We start from the raw sequence: 22,009 nt of genomic DNA, 5'->3' as shown, positions 1-22,009 counted from the left end.
TGCAATGCCGGATGATTTTATGCTTGCAAATTTTCCATATCAGAATATTTATCATAATCTGCTGACCGATGAAAAATGTTACTTTTATCTTTTCAACGACTGTTTTAATTCAATTTGTCAGGATTTTTATCCTCGCAAACGTAGCGTGTACCTTCTGTTTTGCACAAAATGATTCTTCTCAGGTAAGGACAGTTGCAACTACTAAGGATTTCTCCTTTCAGCCAGTTTCTCCGCTTTGCTATGGTGCATCAGCACAGCAGGCTATTTTTTTTGAAAATTTTGAATCAGGCCTGGGGCAATGGGCCGTTTTCAATTATGGCTACCCTCCGCAGAACGATGCCAATCTGTGGAAACCCCGTGACTGGGTTGTTACGGACAGTATCCCTGCCGGAAGGACGGGTAAAGCTGCATTTGCAGTTAACCCTACGAGCGAGGAATGTGCTGACATGCACTCAGGCCAGGGTATTATGCGACTTACCAGTCCCGCCATTACTATCCCTGAAACAGTCCAGGGCGTTTTATTGATGGCCTTTGATCATTTCTTTGACTTGAAAAGCAATGTCGATGGTGGAAACCTTAAATACCAGATAGGCAATGGGGAATGGAGTTTGGTACCGGCATCTGTCTTTACAGACAACGGATATGTCATGAAGATAGATTATAATGAGACTTCGCGTAATTTTTTATTTGGCCAGCCCGTTTTTACCAACCCTGACCAGGAAAGCAATGGCAGTGGCTGGGGCCAGAGTCGAATTGATCTGTCCGCACTGGGACTGAAAGCCGGCCAGACGCTCCGCTTGCGCTGGGAGATGGGTACGGATGAAGGCTGCGAAGGGCGGCAGGGCTGGTACATTGATAATGTACGCATATATACCTGTTCCGTTGCTCCAACTGTGCAGTTTGCCCTGGATTCGACTATTGTTGGTGAGGGCGAAGCGGGTACGGCCAGACCGGTTCCGGATGCGTGTCTGAGATATGCCGAAAAAACCATTAAGGTCAAAATCAATGCTGCCCCGTCCCAGCCAGTTACCATTACACTAACCACGGACGGGACAGCTACAAGGGGGGCTACAGCCGATTACACCATTACCCCAGCCAGTTTTACCCTTCAGGAAGGCAAACTTTCTCAGGACGTCAAGGTACGTATCAACAACGATTCGTATGTAGAAGGCAATGAGACGATCTCGCTAGGTTATACTTTGAGCAGCCCTGCAGGAGGAAATGCATTTCGGGAGTACAATAACCAGCAGCATACGGTACTAATTGAGGATGATGATTTTACACCAGGCATCAGAAATACAATACTGTTTTCTGAACAGTTTAATGAACATTGGCTAGAGCAGAATCCTGACAGAAATTTTTTACCTAAGGGATGGACAGCAGTTAACCCCACCGGAACTTCATCGGACTGGCGGGTTTATTATGCCCTGACCTTATATACAATGCAAGATTTTTCTCCATTTCTTTTTGCAAACTGGGAATTTGATCCAGGTAATGCAAGCGATAAAATAATAGAGTCGCCTTCTTTTGATTCCTTTGGCATGTCTGCTATCAACCTTTCCTATGATGAAACCTTTTATCAGGGTCAAAACAGCTGGGGAAAGGTAGATGTATGGGACGGGACGCAGTGGCATAATGTGCTCACGCAAATCGCATCAACAAACCCGGATTATCCATACTATGATTCTACCATAAGGAACATTTATATTCCGGCTGCTTATGCCAACCGGGCCATGAAGATAAGGTTCTGGCTCACCCCGTCGCGGGGTGCCTGGGCGATTGACAATGTCAAGGTCACAGGTACTGTTGTCAGCGATGCGGCGACGGCCGTTACTTCTGACGTGCAGCAGCTTGGCCCGAACGCAACAGCCTATTTTTATGATCCGGTCAGCGAAAAGCTGATGGCCAGAATTAAGAACCTGACCAGCCATGACTACGGCTGTACGACCATGTCTATTGACAGGGCGGGTACAGATGAAACGGACTGGTTTGACACCTTTTATCATATCACAAAAAAAACATTTAAAGTGACTCCGTCGAGTGATGATCCAAATGGATTATATGAGCTTACGTTGTATTACAAAAACTCTGAACTTCCTAACTTTAACGGTACCGATATTAAATCAATAGGTCAAAGCCCGGGTGGCATTAATACAGATAACCTGCCATCCACTTCTGTTGCCGAAACTGTGAGCAGCTCGCCGCTGAATTTGAGCTTCGGTTTTAGCGCTGTTTTCCATAACGGGTTTTTAGGCACATCCGGATTTGGCCTCTCGGACGCACCTCCGCTTCGGCCGGCAGCAATCAGGCTCAACTCGGCCGGGCCCGCATTTGAAGCATCTGATGGACGACGTTTCTCTGTGGATCAGTATTATTATAGCAGCAATAACAGGAATTCTGTTATTGCCAATGTAGATATACTTAATACAGAAGACGATGGGCTTTATCTAAATCAGCGTTATGGGTCTTCCTTTAGTTACAGTATCCCTGTCAGCAATGGGCCAATGAAGGTGATACTACATTTTGCTGAAACCTATTGGGGTGTGCCCGGCAGAGGTGGTGCTGCAGGTACAGGCAAACGTCAGTTCCATGTCAATATGGAAGCCGACCGCAAGCTGACGGATTATGATATTTTTACCAGGACGGGCGGTGCGTTACGTGCAAAGACTGAAACATTTGCCGTTGATGTTAGTGACGGTACGTTGAATATCGACTTTCTTTCAGGTGCAGCAGACAACCCGATTATTGCAGCTATAGAGGTACTGCCTACACAGCTAATCCTGGATCCGGTGGCAGATGCGACAGTTCGCAATGTCCCCAATGACTCTGTCAATTATGGGACTGCCGGCACGCTGGAAATTAAAGCCGGCAGCCTGCCAAGCTACCAGCGCAAAATGTACCTGAAATTCCCGCTAACCGGCATCGCACAGGTGGGTTCGGCCAAACTGCAGCTTTACGGGTCTAACATCCAGAACATCACCGATGTCATTATGGCCGCTTATGGTGTGGATAATGACGACTGGAGCGAAACAGGCATTACCTGGGCGAATGCCCCTGCGAGCTCGGGCAACGCCGTGGGTCAGGTCAGTGTAAATAAAACGCTTAAATATTATGAGATCGATGTAACGTCTTACGTGAAGTCTCAGCTTTCGGGTGATGGTATTGTAAGCTTTTTATTAGCCAATCCAGGTAATCAGAATAGCCAGCTGAGCTTTAACAGCCGTGAAAACGTGATTTCGAAACAGCCGCAGCTGGTGATCAGATCTGCTCCGCCAGCCGCTGCACGGATCGGGTTATCTGAAGAAGTGGTGATAATGGAGCCCGGCGCCTCCAAAGTATATCCTAATCCGGCCTCAAAGCAGCTAATGGTAGAAGTCTCCGCCCGTCATCAGGGCAAGGTAAGCCTTCAGCTGACAAGTTTGTCAGGCAGGACTTATCCGCTCGCTACTGTTGGGGATAAAGCTGTCGTGCAGACAGACCTGTCCCCGCTGAACTTGCCTGCGGGTATATATATCCTTGGCATCCATTCGGCTGCACTGGAGGAAGCCGTAAAACTGATGGTTACCGAGTGAGTATCCGGCATGGCAGCAGACGTTTATTCGTGCTCATGCCGGATACTTTTATGCTTGTAATTTTTTCCTTCTGGAATATTTATCATAAACTGCTCAAAGATGAAAAATATCACTTTTATCGCTTCACTTCCGGCGCATTGGTTGAAGAAGGCGCTAAAACCTTTAATTTTCTTTTTTCTTGCCTGCGCCACCTGTTTTGCACAGATTGCTTCTGTTTCTTTGAGCTCCGCCAGAACCGCTGCGGAATCTGTCTTCCAGCCGGTTCCCCCTCTTTGCTATGGCGCATCCGCCGAACATGCTATTTTTTATGAAAACTTTGAATCCGGTTTAGGCGCATGGACCGTTTCCAATGCCCCCAGGCCAAACGGAGGATTTGAAGAACCCTGGTTGCCCAGGGACTGGGTAGTTTCGTCAAATATTCCTGCCGGACGAACAGGTAAGGCGGTATTTGCTGTTAATCCTCCTTCAGAAGACTGTTATGATCTCTGGGGACCCATGGTGATGTATTTAACCAGCCCTGTCATAGCCATACCTGCCGGTGTGTCCGGACCTTTCACTTTGACCTTTGACCACTTTTATGACCTGGAAAGTAACGTAGATGGAGGCAACCTGAAATACCAGATTAATAGCGGGGATTGGAAGCTGGTACCTGATTCCGCCTTTACAGACAACGGCTATATTATGAATATCATGAGCAGTGAATTTAACCGAAACCAGTTATTTGGTCAGCCGGTTTTTACTGGTTCCAGTAATAATACATGGGGCCAGAGTCGTATTGATCTGACAGCTTTGGGACTTAAAGCTGGACAGTCGCTCCGCTTGCGCTGGGACATGGGTTCGGATGAAGGATGCAGAGGCACGTTGGGATGGTATGTGGACGATGTACGCGTATATACGTGCTCGGTTGCCCCGACTGTACAGTTCGCACTGGATTCGACTATTGCCAATGAAGGAAAAGCAAATATTGCCAGACCTGCACCGGATGCCTGCATAAAGTATGCAGAAAAGACCGTTACGGTCAGAATTAATGCCGCCCCTTCCCAGCCGGTTACTGTTACACTTACGACAGCAGGGACCGCCACACGCGGCAGAACCACGGATTACACGATTACCCCGGCAAGCTTCACTCTGCAGGAGGGCAAACTCACCCAGGATGTAAAGGTACGTATCAACAACGATGCTTATGTGGAAGGCAATGAAACAATTACTTTGGCTTACACTTTGAGCAGCCCGGCCGGTGGAAATGCCTTTCGGGAGAATTATAACCAGCAGCATACCGTGCTGATTCAGGACGATGATTTTGTACCCGGTGTCAGAAATACGGTATTGTTCTCCGAAAGTTTCAACGAATACAGGCTGCAAGAAGATGCACCTGCTCTTCCACCGGGCTGGAACTGGGACCCCAAAGACGGTTCGGGCAGCAACTGGATTTTAAATAATATGTTATATTATTATGGTATGGGCGATAATACCCCCTTTTTATGGGTTATCGGGGTTCAGCTGGAGGATATAGTTATGAATGCGGATACGCTGGAAAAAATAGTGGAAAGCCCTGTGTTTGACTCTTTCGGCATGTCGGCCATCACCCTGGCCTATAATGAAAACCTTGACCTGATTATGAAGGATGGAGGACATATAGATGTGTGGGACGGGGCACATTGGCATACGATACATACAGTGAGCGGATCAACAAACCCTGGACCTCCATGGTATGAATCATTTCGCAGGCAGGTCACAATCCCTGCCGATTATGCCAGCCGGAGCATGAAGCTCAGGTTCCGTGTCAAAGCTTTATATACTGACGGGTTGTTACTTTTCGGTGGCTGGTCGATTGACAATGTGCTGGTGACAGGCACAGTTACCAGTGAGGCGGCAATGACGGCGACAACCGATACCCAGCAGCTGGGCCCGAATGCAACAGCTTATTTCTACGACCCGGCCACTGAAAAACTCATAGCCAGCATCAAAAACCTGACCAGCCATGATTACGGATGCACTGCAGTATCCATTGACCGGGCCGGTCCGCATCAGACAGAGTGGTTTGGTGGCCACCATATCTCGGAAAAAACCTTTAAGATAACACCTGCCTATGATGATCCTGCCGGTAAGTATGAAATGACGCTGTATTATACGGGCACTGAGCTCTCAGGTTTTGCCGAGGTGTTATCAATGGGACGCAGCCAGGGCGGCATTGGCGTGGAAAACTTGCCTTCCACTTCGGTGGCCGAAGCTGTGAGCAGCTTACCGCTGAATTCCAGCTTCGCATTCAGTGCGGTTTTCCATAACGGGTTTTCGGGCACTTCCGGCTTTGGCCTCTCGGACGCACCGCCGCTTCGGCCGGAAGCAATCAGGCTCAACTCGGCCGGGCCCGCATTTGAAGCATCTGGCGGACGGTGGTTTTCGGCTGACCAGTTTTATAGCGGTGTTAACCGGAATTCTGTCATTACCAGTGTGGATATTCTCAATACGGACGATGACGGACTTTATCTAAACCAGCGTTACGGGTCTTCTTTCAATTACAGCATCCCTGTCAGCAATGGGCAAATGCAAGTCGTGCTTTATTTTGCTGAAACTTACTGGGGTATTGTCAGCCGGGGCGGTGTGGCCGGAGCGGGTAAACGCAAATTCCATGTCAATATAGAAGGCAGCCGCAAGCTGACCGACTATGATATTTTCACCAAAACCGGTGGAGCGCTGCGTGCCAGGACCGAAATTTTTACCGTTGATGTAAGTGACGGGACATTAAATATTGACTTTCTATCCGGAGCAGCTGACAACCCGATTGTTGCAGCCATAGAAGTATTGCCCACACAGCTAACCCGGAACCCGGTTGCTGATGCCACGGTGCGCAATGTGCCAAACAATACCACCAATTACGGCACTGCCGGCACGCTGGAAGTCAAGGCAGGCAGCCTGCCGAGCTACCAACGCAAAACGTACCTAAAATTCCCGCTTTCCGGCATCACGCAGGCAGGTTCGGCGAAACTCCGTTTATACGGATCAAACATCCAGAACAGTACCAGTGTCAGTATGGCCGCTTACGGTGTAGAGAATGACGACTGGAGTGAAACGGGCATTACGTGGGCGAATGCCCCGGCAGGTTCCGGCAGCGCTTTGGGCTCGGTCAGTGTGAACAATACAGTCAAATACTATGAGATTGATGTGACCTCTTATGTGCAGTCGCAGCTGGCCGGTGACGGTACGGTGAATTTTCTTTTGACCAACCCAACCGGACAAAACAGCCTGCTGAGCTTTAACAGCCGCCAAAATGCGGTAAACCCGCCCGAGCTGGTGATATTGCCTACACCGGCACCCGCTGCAAGGATTGGTCAGCAAGAGCAGGTGGCTGCAGAAGTCCCGGGGTCTTCCACCGTTTACCCTAACCCGGTTTCCAAGCAGCTGACGGTTGAAGTCTCTGCCCGCCATCAGGGCAAAGTAAGCCTTCGGCTGACAAGCCTTTCGGGCAATACTTATTCTGTCAGTGCTGTTGGTGAAGAAAATATACTACAGGCAGATATGTCCCTGCTGCGTCTTCCGCCAGGTATATATACCCTCAATATCCATTCGGTTACACTGGACGAAGCCGTAAAACTGCTGATAGCGGAGTGATTGGTATAGCATAACCGCAGCAATAAATTGATGCAGCAATGTCGGATATGATCAAGCTTTTATTTCTTCCATTTTGAATTATTTACCATAAACTGCACAATGATGGAAAATGTTACTTTTTTCTCCGTTATTTCGGCGTATCAGCTGAAAGACGTACTCAAACCGTTTATTTTTCTTTTCCTTGCCGGTGCGACATGTTTTGCCCAGAATGCCCCTGTTTTGTCTGTCCAAGCTGTTGCCGCTCCTGTTTTTCAGCCGGTACCCCCGCTCTGCTATGGTGCATCCTCCGAACATGCTATTTTTTATGAGAACTTCGAATCCGGTCTGGGTGCATGGACTGTCTCCAATGTAAGTAATGGTCCGGTAAGTGGGGATCATTGGCTGCCCCGGGACTGGGTCGTTAGTTCTACTGTTCCGGCAAGAACGGGCAAGGCGGCATTTGCAGTCAACCCGACAAGAGAAGCGTGCAGTGACTTTGCTTGGTCAGCGGGTGCAATGAGGCTTACCAGTCCTGCCATTACAATACCGCCGGCAGCACAAGGTACTTTTCTGATGGCCTTTGAACATTTCTTTGACCTGGAAAGCAATACTGATGGGGGCAACCTAAAATACCAGATCAATAACGGCGACTGGAAGCTGCTGCCGGCATCTGCCTTTACGGATAACGGCTACATCATGAACATCATGATAGACGAGTTTGTCGTGAATCCCTTATTTACGCAGCCTGTTTTTACCAACCCGCACCGTGAAAGCACCGGCAGTGGCTGGGGCCAAAGCCGCATTGACCTGTCAGCACTCGGACTGAAAGCCGGCCAGACGATCCGGCTGCGCTGGGAGATGGGCACGGACGAGGGCTGTAAGGGGCGTCAGGGCTGGTATATTGACGATGTGCGCGTATATACCTGTGCGGTTGCTCCTTCGGTGCAGTTCGCTCTGGATTCAACCATTGTCAGTGAGAGAGAAGCGGACATTGCCAGGCCTGAACCGAAAGTATGTATAAAGTATGCAGAGAAAACCGTTACAGTTAAAATCAATGCCGCGCCTTCCCAGCCGGTAACCATTACAATGACGACAGCCGGGACGGCTACGCGCGGCAGCAGAGACGATTACAGCATCACCCCAGCAAGCTTCACTTTGGAAGCAGGCAAACCTTCGCAGGATGTTAAAGTGCGCATCAACAACGATGCATACGTGGAAGGCAATGAAACGATCACGCTGGGCTATACTTTAAGCAGTGCTTCCGGCGGCAACGCCTTCCGGGAGAACTACAACCAGCAGCATACGGTGTTGATCCGTGACGATGACTTTACGCCTGGTGTCAGAGATACCGTGCTGTTCTCCGAAGGTTTCAACCAGTACAGACTGGCATTTGCTCGACCACTAGGAGGCCCGCCGCTGCCTCCTAACTGGAGCCGGTCTCCCAGTGAAGATTCTGTACATCATTGGAGAATAAATAACAACTTATGGTATTATGGGTTGGGTGATAATACGCCATTTTTATGGGCTTACTGGGATTTCTGGGGGGAAGAGGGCCCGATAGATACGCTGGAAAAGGCGGTTGAATCACCCGTATTTGATTCCTTTGGCATGTCGACCATCAGCCTGGCCTATAATGAGGCCTTTGATCCCAATGCCTGGAACGGCCGCGGATACCTTGACGTATGGGACGGAAAGCAGTGGCACAATGTCCTGACACTGACCTCGCAGTCAGGTCCTGGGAACCCAGAAAATAGTTCCTACCGGAGACAGATTTCGATCCCGGCCGCTTACGCCAGCCGCAGCATGAAGCTCAGGTTCCGGCTCAAAGCCTTATATACTGGCTCGTGGGCGATCGACAATGTGCTGGTAACAGGCACGGTGACCAGCGAGGCGGCAGCAGCTGTCACGACCGATACGCAGCAGCTGGGCCCGAACGCAACGGCTTATTTCTATGATCCGGTCAGCGAAAAGCTGATAGCCAGGATCAAAAACCTGACCAGCCATGATTACGGCTGTACAGCAGTGTCCATCGACCGTGCAGGGGCAGGTCAGACAGACTGGTTCAGCCCTTACCATATTTCCAACAAAACCTTCAAGGTCACCCCTTCCCGGGACGATCCGGAAGGAGAGTATGAGCTTACCCTGTATTACACCTCAGCTGAACTGGCAGGACTTTCCAAAGTGGGATCTATGGGCCGCAGCCGGGGCGGGATCGGTGCAGACAATCTGCCTTCTACGTCTGTTGCCGAAGCTGTAAGCAGCTCGGAGCTGAACCAGGACTTTAGTTATACGGCTGTTTTTCGGAATGGGTTTGCGGGCAGTTGCGGCTTTGGCCTGTCAGATGTGCCGGTTGTCCGGCCGCTCACGTTTCGGATCAACTGCGGGGGCGAAGATTTTACCAGTTCCCAGGATCAGTTATTTATCAAAGACCAGAACTATGATGGTATTAGCCGCACGTCGGCAATCACTGGTGAAATTGCCGGGACATTGGACGATGGGCTTTACAGGGACCAGCGCTGGGGGCAATCTTTCAGCTACCATATCCCGGTCCATAACGGCAGTACGGAAGTGGTACTTCATTTTGCAGAGATATACTGGGGTGTGCCCGGCAGAGGCGGTGCCGGCGGATCTGATAAACGCCGGTTCCATGTCGATATCGAGGGTAGCCGCAAGCTCACAGATTACAACATTTTTGCAGAAGCGGGCGGCGCATCACGTGCCAGGATAGAATCATTTACTGTTGATGTCAGTGACGGGATACTGGATATCAACTTTTTATCCGGAGCAGCAGACAACCCCATAATTGCCGCCATTGAAGTAGTTTCAACACATATAAACGTAAATCCCGTGGCTGATGCGACCGTACGTAATGTTCCCAATGATGTCGTCAATTACGGGACTTCCAGTACGCTGGAAGTGAAGGCTGGGAGCCTGCCCAGTTACCAGCGCAAAACATACCTGAGATTCCGGCTGACCGGTATTCCACCTGTTGGCTCTGCGAAACTAAGGCTTTACGGCTCCAACATCCAGGATAATACCAGTGTGAACATGGTTGCTTATGGTATGGACAATGACAGCTGGACTGAGACGGGTATTACCTGGGTCAATGCTCCTGCCGCTTCCGGCAGCATCCTGGGTAGCGTGAATGTGAACAGCAGTATTAAGTATTACGAAATTGATGTAACTTCTTTTGTACGTTCGCAGGCATCAGGTGATGGCACTGTAAGCTTTTTAGTGGTCAATCCTACTAATCAGAATAGCCGGCTGAGCTTTAACAGCCGGGAAAATACAGCAAACCCACCTGAGCTGATAATAGTTCCGGCAGCACCGACTGCTGCACGGACAGGACTGCCGGATAAAAAAGTACTTGCCGACAATGCCGCACCTTCGGTAGTTTATCCTAACCCGTCCAGTGGGCAGCTGACAGTGCAGATTTCACCTAACCATCAGGGGGCGGTAGACCTTCAGCTGACGAATTTGTCAGGAAGGAGCTATCCGCTCGGTGCTTTCAGGGAAAGGATGGTATTGCAAGCAGACCTGATGCAACTGCATCTGCCGCAGGGCATGTACATCCTGAATATCCGTTCAGCTGTCTGGAATGAGTTCTTCAAACTGCTGATTACAGAGTAGATAAGCACTCTGGAATAAAAAACAGGTCGTTATTAAATAGCAAAACGACCTGTTTTTTTACTCTGTTGAATTTGTATCGTTATATATTTCTAATTGTTTGAAGATCTGAAACTCTATCGTTAATGATTTGTCCGTCTTCCTCTATTACGTTTAGGTGTTTTTTTAGTTGCAAAACCCGGATCATGCATTACAATTAGTAGTCTATGGCCATATTCTTCTGCTTATTGCCTGAAAATATTAATTGAATTAGGAACTTGCTAAATGCATAAAAATGCTTAAATTGGTTGATAATAAGCATTTTATATAGAAAATATATTCAAAAGCTTACCGTTATTTAAGTTTCAGACCCAATTCTCCGACGAGGATAAATGTAGGCCGCCGCCGGGCGTGCATATTTGACCAATTTGAAATGGTGGAAAGGCTATAAATGCCCTAAGTGTGGACACGAAAAACATTGAGCGGGTATCAGTAAGTATGACCGGCAGTGTATAAGTTGCAAATACCTGGAATCACCAACGGCAGGTACTCTTTTTCACAAAAGTAAGGTGCCTCTTTTAAAAGCGTTCTTCATCGTTTACTATGATTCGGCTTGCAAAAATGGTAGTAACAGCACGGAATTAAGTAGAAAATTAGTTCTGCGTCAAAAGACTTTTTGGTAATTGAAACAGAAGGCCGCTGCACAGGCATATTTGCAAACCTGATGAAAAGGATTTTTTCGGCTTTGCCTTACCCATATAAACTGATTTTTGATAGATGCATATTTCAATAAGAATATTAAAAAATCATCTTCAAATAATGAAATAACACAAATTTGAAGGTATACCGATGTAAGCAACTACAAAAACGATACACATTAATTCTTCTCAGACCAATAAGCTTTATATGTTAAAAAAATGCCCGTAAGGATAAGTAAGATTTCGATAATTGATGCAGAAAGTCCATTTTGAAAGCTCTGTAAACAATACTGTGGAAAAAACATACGAATAAGTCCTAAGATTACAGCAAGCCATCCTATGCAGGTTAGACAAATTCGCCAGTCAACAACCCAAATGTTATGCGTGCTAACAATAGATAGGCCGGCGATAAAAATAAGGACACCCGAAAGGTAAACTAGCGGTGCGATCTGGGAGTTGTAAAGGTCAGGATTCCAGACTTTCATTTCCGATATCACCATCACTGTGAGAGTAGGCCCGACAATACGTGCAATCGATTTTGACTTTATCATTTTTTTAGGAGCAGGTAAAACGCTACATTTTATCATTTGTGCACGTACTGTATATATTTCTGGAATGAAAAATACCTGTCTGTTTCGTTGTGAAGGCAGTGGCATCAAGACTTAATTGGCCCGCTCCTGGTATAAAATTTTACCCCTTCAAACCAGATCGTAGATCCCATTCCTATAAAAAAACTTAAAAAGAGCTGGTTAAAATCCGGTGTTTCAAGCCTGAAAAATTGTGCTGCCTGAGGTATCAAAAATATGAATGCAGATAACAGAACAGTGATTGAAATGATGAGTAAAACCAGATTATTTTTATATGCCAAGGTTGTAATTAACGAGTCGTGAAATGAGCGGTTAACGAGTGTTAGGGATACATTTGCGGATAACAGGCCAATGAAAACCATGGCTCTGATAAGTGGTTCATTATAGGAATTTGCAACGCCATACTGATAGATAAACAGCATTCCTGCTGTAATTACCAAGCCTTGTAGAATACTGACAAAGAGCTCGTTGACGCTAAAAAATGAAGAAGTGAACCGCCTGGGTTTTTGTAGCAGCAGATTGCTCTGTACCGGTTCATTTTCATATATAATAGAGCACGTCGGACCCATAATCAATTCGAAAAATATGATATGGACGGGTGTGAAAATATTCGGGTATTTCCAACCCAGTACCAACGGAATAAAAACAGTCAGAATAATCGGGATGTGGATGGAGATAATATACCTGATCGCGTTTTTGAGGTTGGTGTAAATTTTTCTGCCCATCGCCACTGCATCGATCATTAGCGCCAGGTCATCGTCTGCCAGAATGAGTGAAGATGCCTGCTTGGCTATTTCCGTTCCTTTCCTGCCCATGGCTATTCCGATATGTGCCGCTTTCAATGCCGGACCATCGTTCACCCCGTCGCCGATCATGCCCACGATTTCACCATTTGCTTTGAGGGCTTTTATGACACGGAGTTTCGCTTCGGGGAACATTCTTGCAAAAATCTGAACCTGGCTTACTTTTTCCTGCAAAGTTTTTTGATCGAGCTTCACAAGATCTTCACCGTTCAAAACTTGGTCTGAACCCTTGAAACCTACCTGCCTTGCAATGTTTTGCGTCGTTGCAGCGTTATCGCCGGTAATGATTTTAACGTTAATCCCCGCCTGGTAAAAGGATTCCAGTACTGATTTGATGTTTGATTTCGGAGGATCGTAAAATGCGACCAGTCCCAGAAAATGAAACGGAAGTTGCTGTTGCTTATCCGGGAAAGTCTCGTTTGAAAACGTACTTTCAGCCACGCCCAATACCCGGTAGCCGTCTTTGGTAAAGGTGTCAATGGCATTTTGAACAAAATTTTTCTCAGATTCAGTCATCGTCGATACCGACATAATCGCTTCCGACGCTCCTTTTGCAGCTATTATTCTTTCATTTTTAGAGGCAAAAACATGCGTCATCATCGGTGGTTTTCCTTCCAGCGGATACTCATGGATTAGCTGGAATTCCGGGCGTTCATCAAGAGGCGCAAATTTTGTATAGGCCTTGTGTAAAGCTTTTTCCATAGGATCAAATGGAACCGGCTCGCTGGACCACATGGCGTAAGACAATAGTTTTTCTGCATCGTCTGATATGTTCCCATCCGGCTTCATTATGGTGTTACTTGCTCCAACATATAATGCAGCCAGAGACATGTTGTTTTGCGTAATCGTGCCTGTTTTATCCGTACAAATAACCGTTGCACTTCCAAGGGTTTCAATCGTTTGGGTGCGCTTTACGATGATTCCCATTTTCATCAGCCGCCACGCGCCAAGTGCCATGAATGTGGTAAAAGCCACGGGAATTTCTTCCGGTAATATGCTCATTGCCAATGTGAGCGCTTTTAGAAGGCTGTCTACAAAATTTCCTGAACGGAAAAAATTAATACCCCAAACGATGAGAAATACGACCGCTCCGACAATGGCCATATTCCTAACAAAACTGGAAATCTGAATTTGTAGCGGACTTTTTTCCAGATCGATAGAATCAAGGCTCTCTCCGATTTGAGCCAGTCTGGTTTTGGATCCTGTTCGCGTTACTTCGCAAACTGCCCTTCCCGAAGCCACAAGTGTTCCCTGATATATGTTATTATCTTCGTCGTTTTCACTTTTTGGCAGTGAAAGGGATTCGCCCGTCAGGATGGATTCGTTGACTGAAAAATCGTGTGATTCGAGAATGATTCCGTCGGCTGGGATTTTGTCTCCTTCTTCCAGAATCAGCACGTCGCCCACAACAAGGTCTTCAAGCAAAATTTCTACCAGAAGACCACCTCGTATCACCTGGCATTTCGGTTGAGTCAGTGTTTTCAGTTCGGCGAGCGCGTTGCGGCTTTTGTTTTCCTGATAAATGGAAATGGCGGAGATCAGCACGATGGCGCCAAGCATGAAAACACCTTCTCCCTGGGAACCGGTTATGAAATAAATGCCCGCTGCAACAACGAGCAAGATAAGCATCGGTTCTTTTATCAAGTCGATAATGGTGCCAAGGATACCGTCTCTATTTTTACCTTCAACCTGATTTTTTCCAAAGCGGTTTCTGGCCGCTGTTACTTGCTGATCTGTCAGACCGCTGTGAATCTTTGTTTGATTAGTCTGCATATGAGATCAGCAATTTATGTATTTCAAAGCCGGACAATTGTGATGATCACGATGATAACAAACAAACTTGTGTAGATGGTTTTAGTGTTTTTTGCCAGCCAGTTTGGAAGGTAAATGTCGAAATTGTCTTTGTCTGAAGTCGAATATCTTTTAGCCAGCAGTGTCAGCGGACAATACCACTTGAAAATTAGTAAGGTTAATCCTTCTAAAAATACAAGTCCAAATCCTACCCAAAGCCAGATGTCAATCTTTCCTGAAACCACAGCGTAAAGCATATAAAAAATAACGACATTGAAGAACAACCATATCATCGTGTGAATGGCTTTTATCGCTTTAAGTGTTGTTTCCGCGGTCATGGTTTGGTGTGAAATAAATTACCTCAAGTCTTGTATTTGTTGAAAAGCTAAAACTCCCTATTTTAGTAAACATCAAACTTTCAATTTGTTATGACGTCAGAACTAGACCCGTTTCATCACTATCTTGATTCTCTTCCACTTGAAAGAAGGAAGCCTGTAACCGAATTGCGAAATGTTTTGCTTCATCATTTGCCGCCAGGATTCAGCGAGGTTATAAGCGGGGAAAGTTTGGCTTACGTCGTTCCGCATACCGTTTATCCTGACGGGTATCATTGTAATCCCACGTCGCCATTGCCATTTATAAGCGTGATTTCTCAGAAAAATTTTATCGCTATGTACCATATGGGTTTGTATGCTGATACCGAACTGTTGAAGTGGTTTATAAGTGAATATCCTGGTTATTCCAAAACCAAACTGGATATGGGTAAAAGTTGCATTCGTTTTAAAAAAATTGACAATATTCCTTTGGAATTCATTGGAAAACTTGCCTCGAAAATGACACCTTCAGAATGGATTAATCTTTATGAAAGTGTAGTTAAAAACAGGTCGTAGTAAATTTTTTGACTTTGTCCGACCTTGAAATCAGGATGCAGACTTTGCAACTTAACTTTCCATCTGTGGCCACTTTTACTCTAAAAATGATAAGCCGACCCACAGGTTATGATTGTTTCAAAAAACATCAACTCTTTTTTGGGAAGTGTCAATTTAGGAAGGCCTTCCTGATAATGCGCATCAATTTTATCAGTTTGCGAATTCTGCGGCAATTGAAACGAGCGGGAAAAGCTTTGGTAAGAAAATTCTCTTCTGCGATAATTGTCTTTTTCTTCATTTGTTTCCTGTTCTTTTTGGGAGCTGATCGTTAGCATGTCGTTCTCTACTTCAATCTTGAAGTCCTTTTTCTCCAAACCCGGAGCCGCCAGCTGGATTGAATATTCCTCATTGTTTTCTGTGATGTTCACTGATGGCACTTTGGCTGCATAACCTAACCTTTGAAATGTGTCATCCAGATTAAACATCGATGGAGTAGTCAGTGCGTTGTTATCGAAAAAGTCATTTAAAAGGAGTCTTGGAAACAAGCTTCCGTTTCTTTTTACAAGTGACATAGCGTTGTTGTTTAGGTGAAAGATTAATTTTTAACATTCTAAAATTAGCCGGTGAACGACTCTCCGGGAATGATGCCACGCATAATCCTGAATGATTCTGATCAGATTCAAGCAGACGGAATAGCACTAATGATTTTGGCCAGCATTTTTTGACGGTCGGCGTCTTTCAAAAAACGGATGTTTGGTATTCGTGTGGTCTTGACTGGCGTAATGCCACAAAATTGCAGCGTCGCGCGCTTAATGGAATTGATATCGCTATTGCGGTATTGCAGCCAAATCCACCACCAGGGCGAATCCGACGTTACGATAAGTTCGCCTGCTCTGCCTTTTAGCAGTTTGTCCCAAAACGGATCATTTTCGTGGTACTTAAAAGCAAATCCGGAACTGAGCGTGCGATCCAGAAAGCCCTTAAATAGTGCGGGAACAGATCCCCACCACATCGGATATATGATGACCCATTTCTGACACCAAAGTATATTTTCCTGGGCAAGCACCAGATCCGGTTCTAAATCTTGCGGAACTTTGTATCCCTTCCAAAGTATGGGATCGAATTGCATATCTCCCAGTCTCTGAATCCTTACGTCATGCCCTTTTTTGAGCGCTTGCTGTAAATAGCTGTCTGCGATTTGACCGTTAAAGCTTTCCTTATCGGGATGCGCAAGAAGAATGTATATTTTCATTTCCTTAATCTTTTAAAAGTTTTTCCAGCTGCTTATCCTGAATAATCCTGCCGTCCTCCATTTCGATATTCCGGTGCGTTTTTTGGGCAAAATTTACGTCGTGCGTTACAATAAGCATGGTTTGGTTGAACTCTTCGGCCAGTCTTTTGAAAGTATCGAACACGATTTCACTGTTCTTTTTATCGAGATTTCCAGTCGGTTCGTCGCCCATGATCATCATTGGGTCATTTATTAATGCTCTCGCAATGGCAACACGCTGCTTTTCCCCGCCCGATATCTGATTGGCATTTTTCAGTGCAAGGTGCCCGATTCCAAGCATTTTTAACTTGTCCATCGCATGATGTTCTATTTGAATGGCAGAGAATTTGTTAAGCTTCAAACCCGGTAACATCACATTTTGCAGCACCGTAAATTCTTTTAACAAATAATGAAACTGGAAAACGAAACCAATTTTTTCATTCCGTATCCTGGCGAGCTGTTCCTCTTTTCTACTTGTCATGGATTCACCGTCAATCCAAAGTTCCCCTTCGTAATCGGTATCCATTGTTGAAAGAATATAGAGCAAGGTCGATTTACCGCAACCCGATTTTCCCGTAACTGAAACGAACTCGCCTTCTGTGATCGAAAAGCTGATGTCGGAAAGAATCCGCACACGTATCGGATCGTTGAAATCCTTGTTGATATGTCGCGCCTCGAGAATGATCTTTCCCATTATTTCCCTCTGATAATAGCGACCGGATCCACTTTACTGGCTTTCCTTGACGGGAACCAGCCTGCCATAAAAGTGGTAACCAATGAAAAAGCAATCCCGATGCCGTAAAACCATGGATCGTAGTTAACCGGATAAGTGGTAATGGTGGGTAGGGAAGGGGTTACAAAAGGGATCTGATCGATGATCAGTGAAAGTCCGAAACCCAGCAGTAATCCCACAATTCCGCCGAAAAACCCGATGACAAGTGCAATGAGCAGGAATATTTTTTGAACGTCTTTTCCTGAGAAACCAGTCGCTTTGAGTATCGCGATGGTGTCCATTTTTTCATAGATCATCATGTTGAGAATATTGTAAATGCCGAATCCGGCCACTATCAGGACCGTGATGCCGACCGCGTAGGAAATTAAGGTCCGGATGAAGCTGCCTGTTTCGAATTGCGCATTGGCGGTCTGAATGTCTTCTGCATCTGTATTGAAAATTCTTGCATAGCTTTTGGCCGTAGCCGGAGCGTCACTGATGTTTGTCAGTTTGATCTGTATATCTGTAACATAGCTACCCGTTTTTCCCAGCAGTTTCTGCACCAAACTGATTGAAGCGTAACTTTGGACTTTATCATATTCCTGAATTCCCGATTGAAACAGACCGACCACTTTCAGCTGGAAAATCTCACCTTTCGTTGTCGTTAGCTGGATCACTTCCCCTACATCGGCTAGTAGAAGGTCTGCGAGCGTTTTGCCCAAAATGATGCTGTTAGGAATTTTGGCAAGATCCGATCCGCTACCTGCAATGATGTAGTCATCAAAGTGAAAAAGTCTGTTTTCTTGCTCGGGATCAATGCCTTGTACCATTCCGTTCAGATCAATATTTCCATCATTGAAAAAGACCTGCGTTGTTATTCGTGGTGTAACACCGATAACGTTGTTGTTACTTTTAAGATAGTCAATGATGGCGGTGCTGTTGCGGATTTCCTGCCTGCCGTTCACTGCTTTAACAGAGCTGATAAAATGATAGGCATTTTTGTAGGCGTCGTCACGCATAACAGGTTGTTCTGGATTGGGCCTGATGGCATTGTATAGCCGGATATGAGGTACTCTGTTTAATATCAGTCCGTCAAGCAGTACATTAAGCCCTGTCATAAAACCCAGCAAAGAAATGAACATGGCAATGCTGAATGTAACTCCCACCGCTGCAACGAGCGTTTGTTTCCACCTGGCGATGAGCAAAGCCCGAGAAATCTCAAATACCAGTTTGGCTGTCATTGCGGTTTTATCAAATTTTCGTTCCCTTTTAAACCTCCCAGAATTTCAACGCGTTTGTAGTCCATTAATCCGGTCGATACCTTTTGTTTTTTATCCTTTTGCAAAAGCACATAATCGCCGTCCAGCAGGTAATCTCTTGGAATGGTGAGCGCCTTGTCCTTTTGGCTTATAACAATATTTGCTTCGCAAGTCAGATTTGCATAAAGGGTTGGTGGCGCTTTCACAAACACGGCTTCGATAGTAAAGGACTTCGAACGTTCGTTCATATACGGTATAATCCTGGTGACTTTCGCTTCAAATGTTTTGCCACGATAACTATCCATATTAACCATGATTTTTTGTCCGGTTTTCACCTTGGCGATGTCGTACTCGTCTATTTGCAGTTCTATCAGAAATCTGTCTGCATCGCCTATTATGGCAACTGCCGTCTGAGGCGTCACCATTTCTCCCGCTTTTTTCAGAATGTCGTAGACTTGGCCGTCTCCCTCACTTTTAATAATATAGTCATTGGCAGACGTCTGAACGATCTGGAGATTCTTTCGGGACTGCTGTTCCTGAAAGCGCAGTTGCTTCAGCGTTTCGGCGTGTCGTAGTTTTGCCGTTTCATAAGCATTCAACGAGTTGCGGTATTCAAGCTCACGTTGTTCAAACGCAATACGTGTGCCTATTTTTTGTGCCCAAAGATTTTTCTGTCTTTCGAGAAGCGAAGCGTCGTTTTCTAATTTTAGCCGGGCAAACGAAATGTTGTTTTCAAGCTCGTTAAGCCGTTCGGCATTTGAAGAAACCGAAGAATAGGTGGCAGTAATGCCCGCATTTTCCGCGTTCATTCTTGCTATACTGCTCACAAGCTGGATAACGGGAGTTCCCTTTTTTACCAAATCTCCCTCAGAGACCAGAACTTTGTCCACAAGTCCGTTTACCGTCGAATACACCTGATACTGGTTCTCACCTTTTATAACGCCCGAAGCGTACACAGACTCGGTTATCATTCCTGTTATTGGCCGGGTTGTTTCCTCAGTTTTGCGACACGAAACGCATGACCCGGTAAGAATAATAAAGGCGACTAGTCTTGTCAACATCAGAACATCTCGAATTTATTGTACTCAATATTTGTAATTTGAAACTTGGCATAAGGGAAATAACCTTCCTTCAACTGCCATCCCGCTTCCAGGTCGATAGGTATCAGAATTCCATTTCGCAACTGGTAGTTAGACAGTTTGTTAACCCACTTTTCCTTATTCGTATCACCCATATAGCGCTGCGTTTCCATCCGCTCAATTTCATATTTATTGTTAAAAAAAACATTGTAAGAAAGCGAAATGCCTTTGTAATAGTAGATTAGCTGTGCAGATTTGTCATCGATGGGAAACCAAAGCAGATTGTCGCCGGGAAGTAAGTTGGTTGGATATACTACACTTTCACCCAGCCAGCGAAGCAGTTCTCCTTCATCATATTTTGGGCCTTCACCTTTTTGCAACCTGTAAATACTGAAAAGATCCACAACAAGTTTTCCCTTACCATTCAGATACATATCCCTGGCTGAAAACATATACGTTTTCCCTTTCCAGACGAATCCTGGTTTTTGGGTGGTTACATATTGTTCCCCGTCAATATTGATCCAGTCCTTTTTTAAGCCTGTTTTGAACTGTCCTTTTTGGAGCATCCTAACCGATTGTATCGCTGGCTGCCCTTCTGGCAAAACATGTTTAAAGTATTTTTGTACAGGCACCGGTAACCCATCCAGCTGCTGGTACGAAAATCGCTTTGCGGATACTTTTTCACGGTTTAAATACAGCCGGCGAACTTCGTCTTTAAATTGAGCAGATAGAAAAAATTCGCCGGTCAGAGGGGCAGTGACAGCTACAATAATAATCAGCAACAAAATGGTAGCGATGATCGAAGAGTGTTGCTGTGACTTTGCAGGGAGTTCTTTTTTAGGCGCCAGTGGCTCATGGATGGTTTTCATAATCTTTCGGATGTCGTTATGGTTTACAGCCTCAAACTGAAATATACCGACCCATCAAAATGTCTGAATTACTGCCGGTTTTATTTCTTTATAAATTTAGCGGCTTGATTTTCAGGAATCTATGATTGTTGTAGCCAAAATAATATGAGAAATGTCATGATGTTACAACACGCGTCGCTTTTTTGAGGTTAACACAAACGTAAGCCCGGCTTTTAATTAAAGGTTACACGAAAAGTACTTCCCAAGTCTACTTCACTTTCCACGACAATTGCCCCACCAAGAGAGTCAACCTGATATTTGGTAATATACAATCCAATACCATGGGCATCAGCATTTCCATGAAATGTTTGATTCATACCAAAAAGTGATTTCCCATGTTTATTCAAATCAATCCCTAAACCATTGTCACGGATGTCCAGCACGATACCGTCGTCCGTTTTCCAGGCTTGAATTGTAATGTCCGGCCGCCGTTGCGGATGTCGATATTTTAACGCGTTTGTAATCAGGTTATGCAGAATGCTTTCCAGGTATGCCGGATTTGTCGTAAGAACTAATTTGGATTCTACTTTAACCCGAATAATCGCGCTACAACTGTCAATTTGAAGTTTAAGTATGGTAATTGTTTCGTTAACGAACTGCAGTAAATTACAACTTACATGATGTCTCTCCTGCTGGTTTTGAAAATTCACAATTTCCGTAAGGTGATTTACAGTAGCAGAGAAGCCTCTGGATAGATCGCGAAGATAATTGAGGATAATTGCTTTCTCATCCTCTGTTTCAACCAAATCCAGCAGCTGGAGCAGCGAGTCCAGGTTTCCGGAGTAGGACCTAAGATTGTGCGAAACGATGTTAGCAAAATTTTTGAGCTGTTTGTTTTGCTCTGTAATTACCTGATTGGATCTGGTCAGCTCTTTTTCAAGAAGTTTCATTTCGTGCACATCGGCCACATGAGCAAAGAAACCCATGACTTTTCCGTCTTCAATGTCAGGGAAATAGTTGGCCAGCGAATACCTGAGTTCGCCCGTGGGCAAGGGGATCTCCCGTTCAAAAGTTTGTGCATCACCACGTAGTGCACCCTCTATGTATGGAAGATTTTTTTCGTATAATGGCCCTAGTAACTCCCTCAGTGTTATTTTGTCGACCATATCTTCACTTCTTTTCCCAAACCATTTCAGATAGGAGGCGTTGGCGAACCGGCAAATCAGGTCCTGATCCCAATAGGCGATCATGGCTGTTATATGATCTGTCACCAAAGTGGCAAGGAATTCTATTCTTCTGCTGTTTGGGTAAGGAGACATACATTTGT

At 45.6% G+C, this 22,009-nt stretch carries 13 protein-coding genes; 4 read left to right on the top strand and 9 right to left on the bottom strand.

What is annotated here, in order from left to right:
* Window positions 1-68 precede the first annotated feature (68 nt).
* The 3 genes from KZC02_RS07660 (at window position 69) to KZC02_RS07650 (ending at window position 10,790) form a co-directional block, all read left to right on the top strand.
* Window positions 69-3,572 (top strand): DNRLRE domain-containing protein, encoded by a 3,504-nt coding sequence (locus KZC02_RS07660; RefSeq protein WP_221393557.1) that lies wholly within the window; start codon window positions 69-71, stop codon window positions 3,570-3,572.
* Window positions 3,573-3,671: 99 nt separating this feature from the next.
* Complete coding sequence (locus KZC02_RS07655; protein WP_221393556.1) at window positions 3,672-7,181, top strand: DNRLRE domain-containing protein; 3,510 nt, start codon at window positions 3,672-3,674, stop codon at window positions 7,179-7,181.
* Between the two features lie 99 nt (window positions 7,182-7,280).
* The gene (locus KZC02_RS07650) at window positions 7,281-10,790 is read left to right on the top strand and encodes a DNRLRE domain-containing protein (RefSeq protein ID WP_221393555.1); all 3,510 of its coding nucleotides are present in this window, start codon (window positions 7,281-7,283) and stop codon (window positions 10,788-10,790) included.
* Window positions 10,791-12,119: 1,329 nt separating this feature from the next.
* Here the strand turns inward: KZC02_RS07650 and KZC02_RS07645 are convergent.
* Complete coding sequence (locus KZC02_RS07645; protein ID WP_221393554.1) at window positions 12,120-14,627, bottom strand: cation-translocating P-type ATPase; 2,508 nt, start codon at window positions 14,625-14,627, stop codon at window positions 12,120-12,122.
* 23 nt (window positions 14,628-14,650) lie between these two features.
* Window positions 14,651-14,983 carry a hypothetical protein gene (locus tag KZC02_RS07640; RefSeq protein ID WP_221393553.1) on the bottom strand — a complete coding sequence of 111 codons (333 nt, stop codon included), beginning with the start codon at window positions 14,981-14,983 and terminating at the stop codon, window positions 14,651-14,653.
* 90 nt (window positions 14,984-15,073) lie between these two features.
* On the opposite strand from KZC02_RS07640, the gene KZC02_RS07635 reads away from it, so the two are divergent.
* Entirely contained in the window at window positions 15,074-15,535 is a 462-nt protein-coding gene (locus KZC02_RS07635) for a DUF1801 domain-containing protein (RefSeq protein WP_221393552.1), read from the top strand.
* 80 nt (window positions 15,536-15,615) lie between these two features.
* Here KZC02_RS07635 and KZC02_RS07630 read toward each other — a convergent pair whose 3' ends face one another.
* The 7 genes from KZC02_RS07630 to KZC02_RS07600 form a co-directional block, all read right to left on the bottom strand.
* A complete protein-coding gene (locus KZC02_RS07630) occupies window positions 15,616-16,086 on the bottom strand; it encodes an Hsp20/alpha crystallin family protein (protein ID WP_221393551.1) in 471 nt (156 codons plus the stop codon).
* Window positions 16,087-16,193: 107 nt separating this feature from the next.
* Window positions 16,194-16,766 carry an NAD(P)H-dependent oxidoreductase gene (locus KZC02_RS07625; RefSeq protein ID WP_221393550.1) on the bottom strand — a complete coding sequence of 191 codons (573 nt, stop codon included), beginning with the start codon at window positions 16,764-16,766 and terminating at the stop codon, window positions 16,194-16,196.
* Between the two features lie 4 nt (window positions 16,767-16,770).
* A complete protein-coding gene (locus KZC02_RS07620; protein WP_221393549.1) occupies window positions 16,771-17,478 on the bottom strand; it encodes an ABC transporter ATP-binding protein in 708 nt (235 codons plus the stop codon).
* Window positions 17,478-18,737 (bottom strand): FtsX-like permease family protein, encoded by a 1,260-nt coding sequence (locus KZC02_RS07615; RefSeq protein WP_221393548.1) that lies wholly within the window; start codon window positions 18,735-18,737, stop codon window positions 17,478-17,480. Before KZC02_RS07615 ends, KZC02_RS07620 begins: the two co-directional genes overlap by 1 nt.
* On the bottom strand, window positions 18,734-19,726 hold the full coding sequence (locus KZC02_RS07610) for an efflux RND transporter periplasmic adaptor subunit (protein ID WP_221393547.1): 993 nt from the start codon (window positions 19,724-19,726) through the stop codon (window positions 18,734-18,736). Before KZC02_RS07610 ends, KZC02_RS07615 begins: the two co-directional genes overlap by 4 nt.
* 89 nt (window positions 19,727-19,815) lie before the next feature.
* Window positions 19,816-20,703, bottom strand: coding sequence for a DUF6920 family protein (locus tag KZC02_RS07605; RefSeq protein WP_221393546.1), 888 nt, complete (start codon window positions 20,701-20,703; stop codon window positions 19,816-19,818).
* 212 nt (window positions 20,704-20,915) lie between these two features.
* Window positions 20,916-22,001, bottom strand: coding sequence for an ATP-binding protein (locus KZC02_RS07600; protein ID WP_221393545.1), 1,086 nt, complete (start codon window positions 21,999-22,001; stop codon window positions 20,916-20,918).
* Between the last annotated feature and the right edge of the window lie 8 nt (window positions 22,002-22,009).

Origin of the sequence: Dyadobacter sp. NIV53 (genome assembly GCF_019711195.1) — a bacterium.
Classification (GTDB): domain Bacteria; phylum Bacteroidota; class Bacteroidia; order Cytophagales; family Spirosomataceae; genus Dyadobacter.
Note: the sequence above shows the minus strand (reverse complement) of the source record. Positions and strands in the feature narration are given on the sequence as shown.

Excerpts from the sequence above, each read along its gene's own strand:
- KZC02_RS07660 (WP_221393557.1), top strand. The coding sequence starts at position 69 with ATGAAAAATGTTACTTTTATCTTTTCAACGACTGTTTTAATTCAATTT.
- KZC02_RS07655 (WP_221393556.1), top strand. The coding sequence starts at position 3,672 with ATGAAAAATATCACTTTTATCGCTTCACTTCCGGCGCATTGGTTGAAG.
- KZC02_RS07650 (WP_221393555.1), top strand. The coding sequence starts at position 7,281 with ATGATGGAAAATGTTACTTTTTTCTCCGTTATTTCGGCGTATCAGCTG.
- KZC02_RS07645 (WP_221393554.1), bottom strand. The coding sequence starts at position 14,627 with ATGCAGACTAATCAAACAAAGATTCACAGCGGTCTGACAGATCAGCAA.
- KZC02_RS07640 (WP_221393553.1), bottom strand. The coding sequence starts at position 14,983 with ATGACCGCGGAAACAACACTTAAAGCGATAAAAGCCATTCACACGATG.
- KZC02_RS07635 (WP_221393552.1), top strand. The coding sequence starts at position 15,074 with ATGACGTCAGAACTAGACCCGTTTCATCACTATCTTGATTCTCTTCCA.
- KZC02_RS07630 (WP_221393551.1), bottom strand. The coding sequence starts at position 16,086 with ATGTCACTTGTAAAAAGAAACGGAAGCTTGTTTCCAAGACTCCTTTTA.
- KZC02_RS07625 (WP_221393550.1), bottom strand. The coding sequence starts at position 16,766 with ATGAAAATATACATTCTTCTTGCGCATCCCGATAAGGAAAGCTTTAAC.
- KZC02_RS07620 (WP_221393549.1), bottom strand. The coding sequence starts at position 17,478 with ATGGGAAAGATCATTCTCGAGGCGCGACATATCAACAAGGATTTCAAC.
- KZC02_RS07615 (WP_221393548.1), bottom strand. The coding sequence starts at position 18,737 with ATGACAGCCAAACTGGTATTTGAGATTTCTCGGGCTTTGCTCATCGCC.
- KZC02_RS07610 (WP_221393547.1), bottom strand. The coding sequence starts at position 19,726 with ATGATAACCGAGTCTGTGTACGCTTCGGGCGTTATAAAAGGTGAGAAC.
- KZC02_RS07605 (WP_221393546.1), bottom strand. The coding sequence starts at position 20,703 with ATGAAAACCATCCATGAGCCACTGGCGCCTAAAAAAGAACTCCCTGCA.
- KZC02_RS07600 (WP_221393545.1), bottom strand. The coding sequence starts at position 22,001 with ATGTCTCCTTACCCAAACAGCAGAAGAATAGAATTCCTTGCCACTTTG.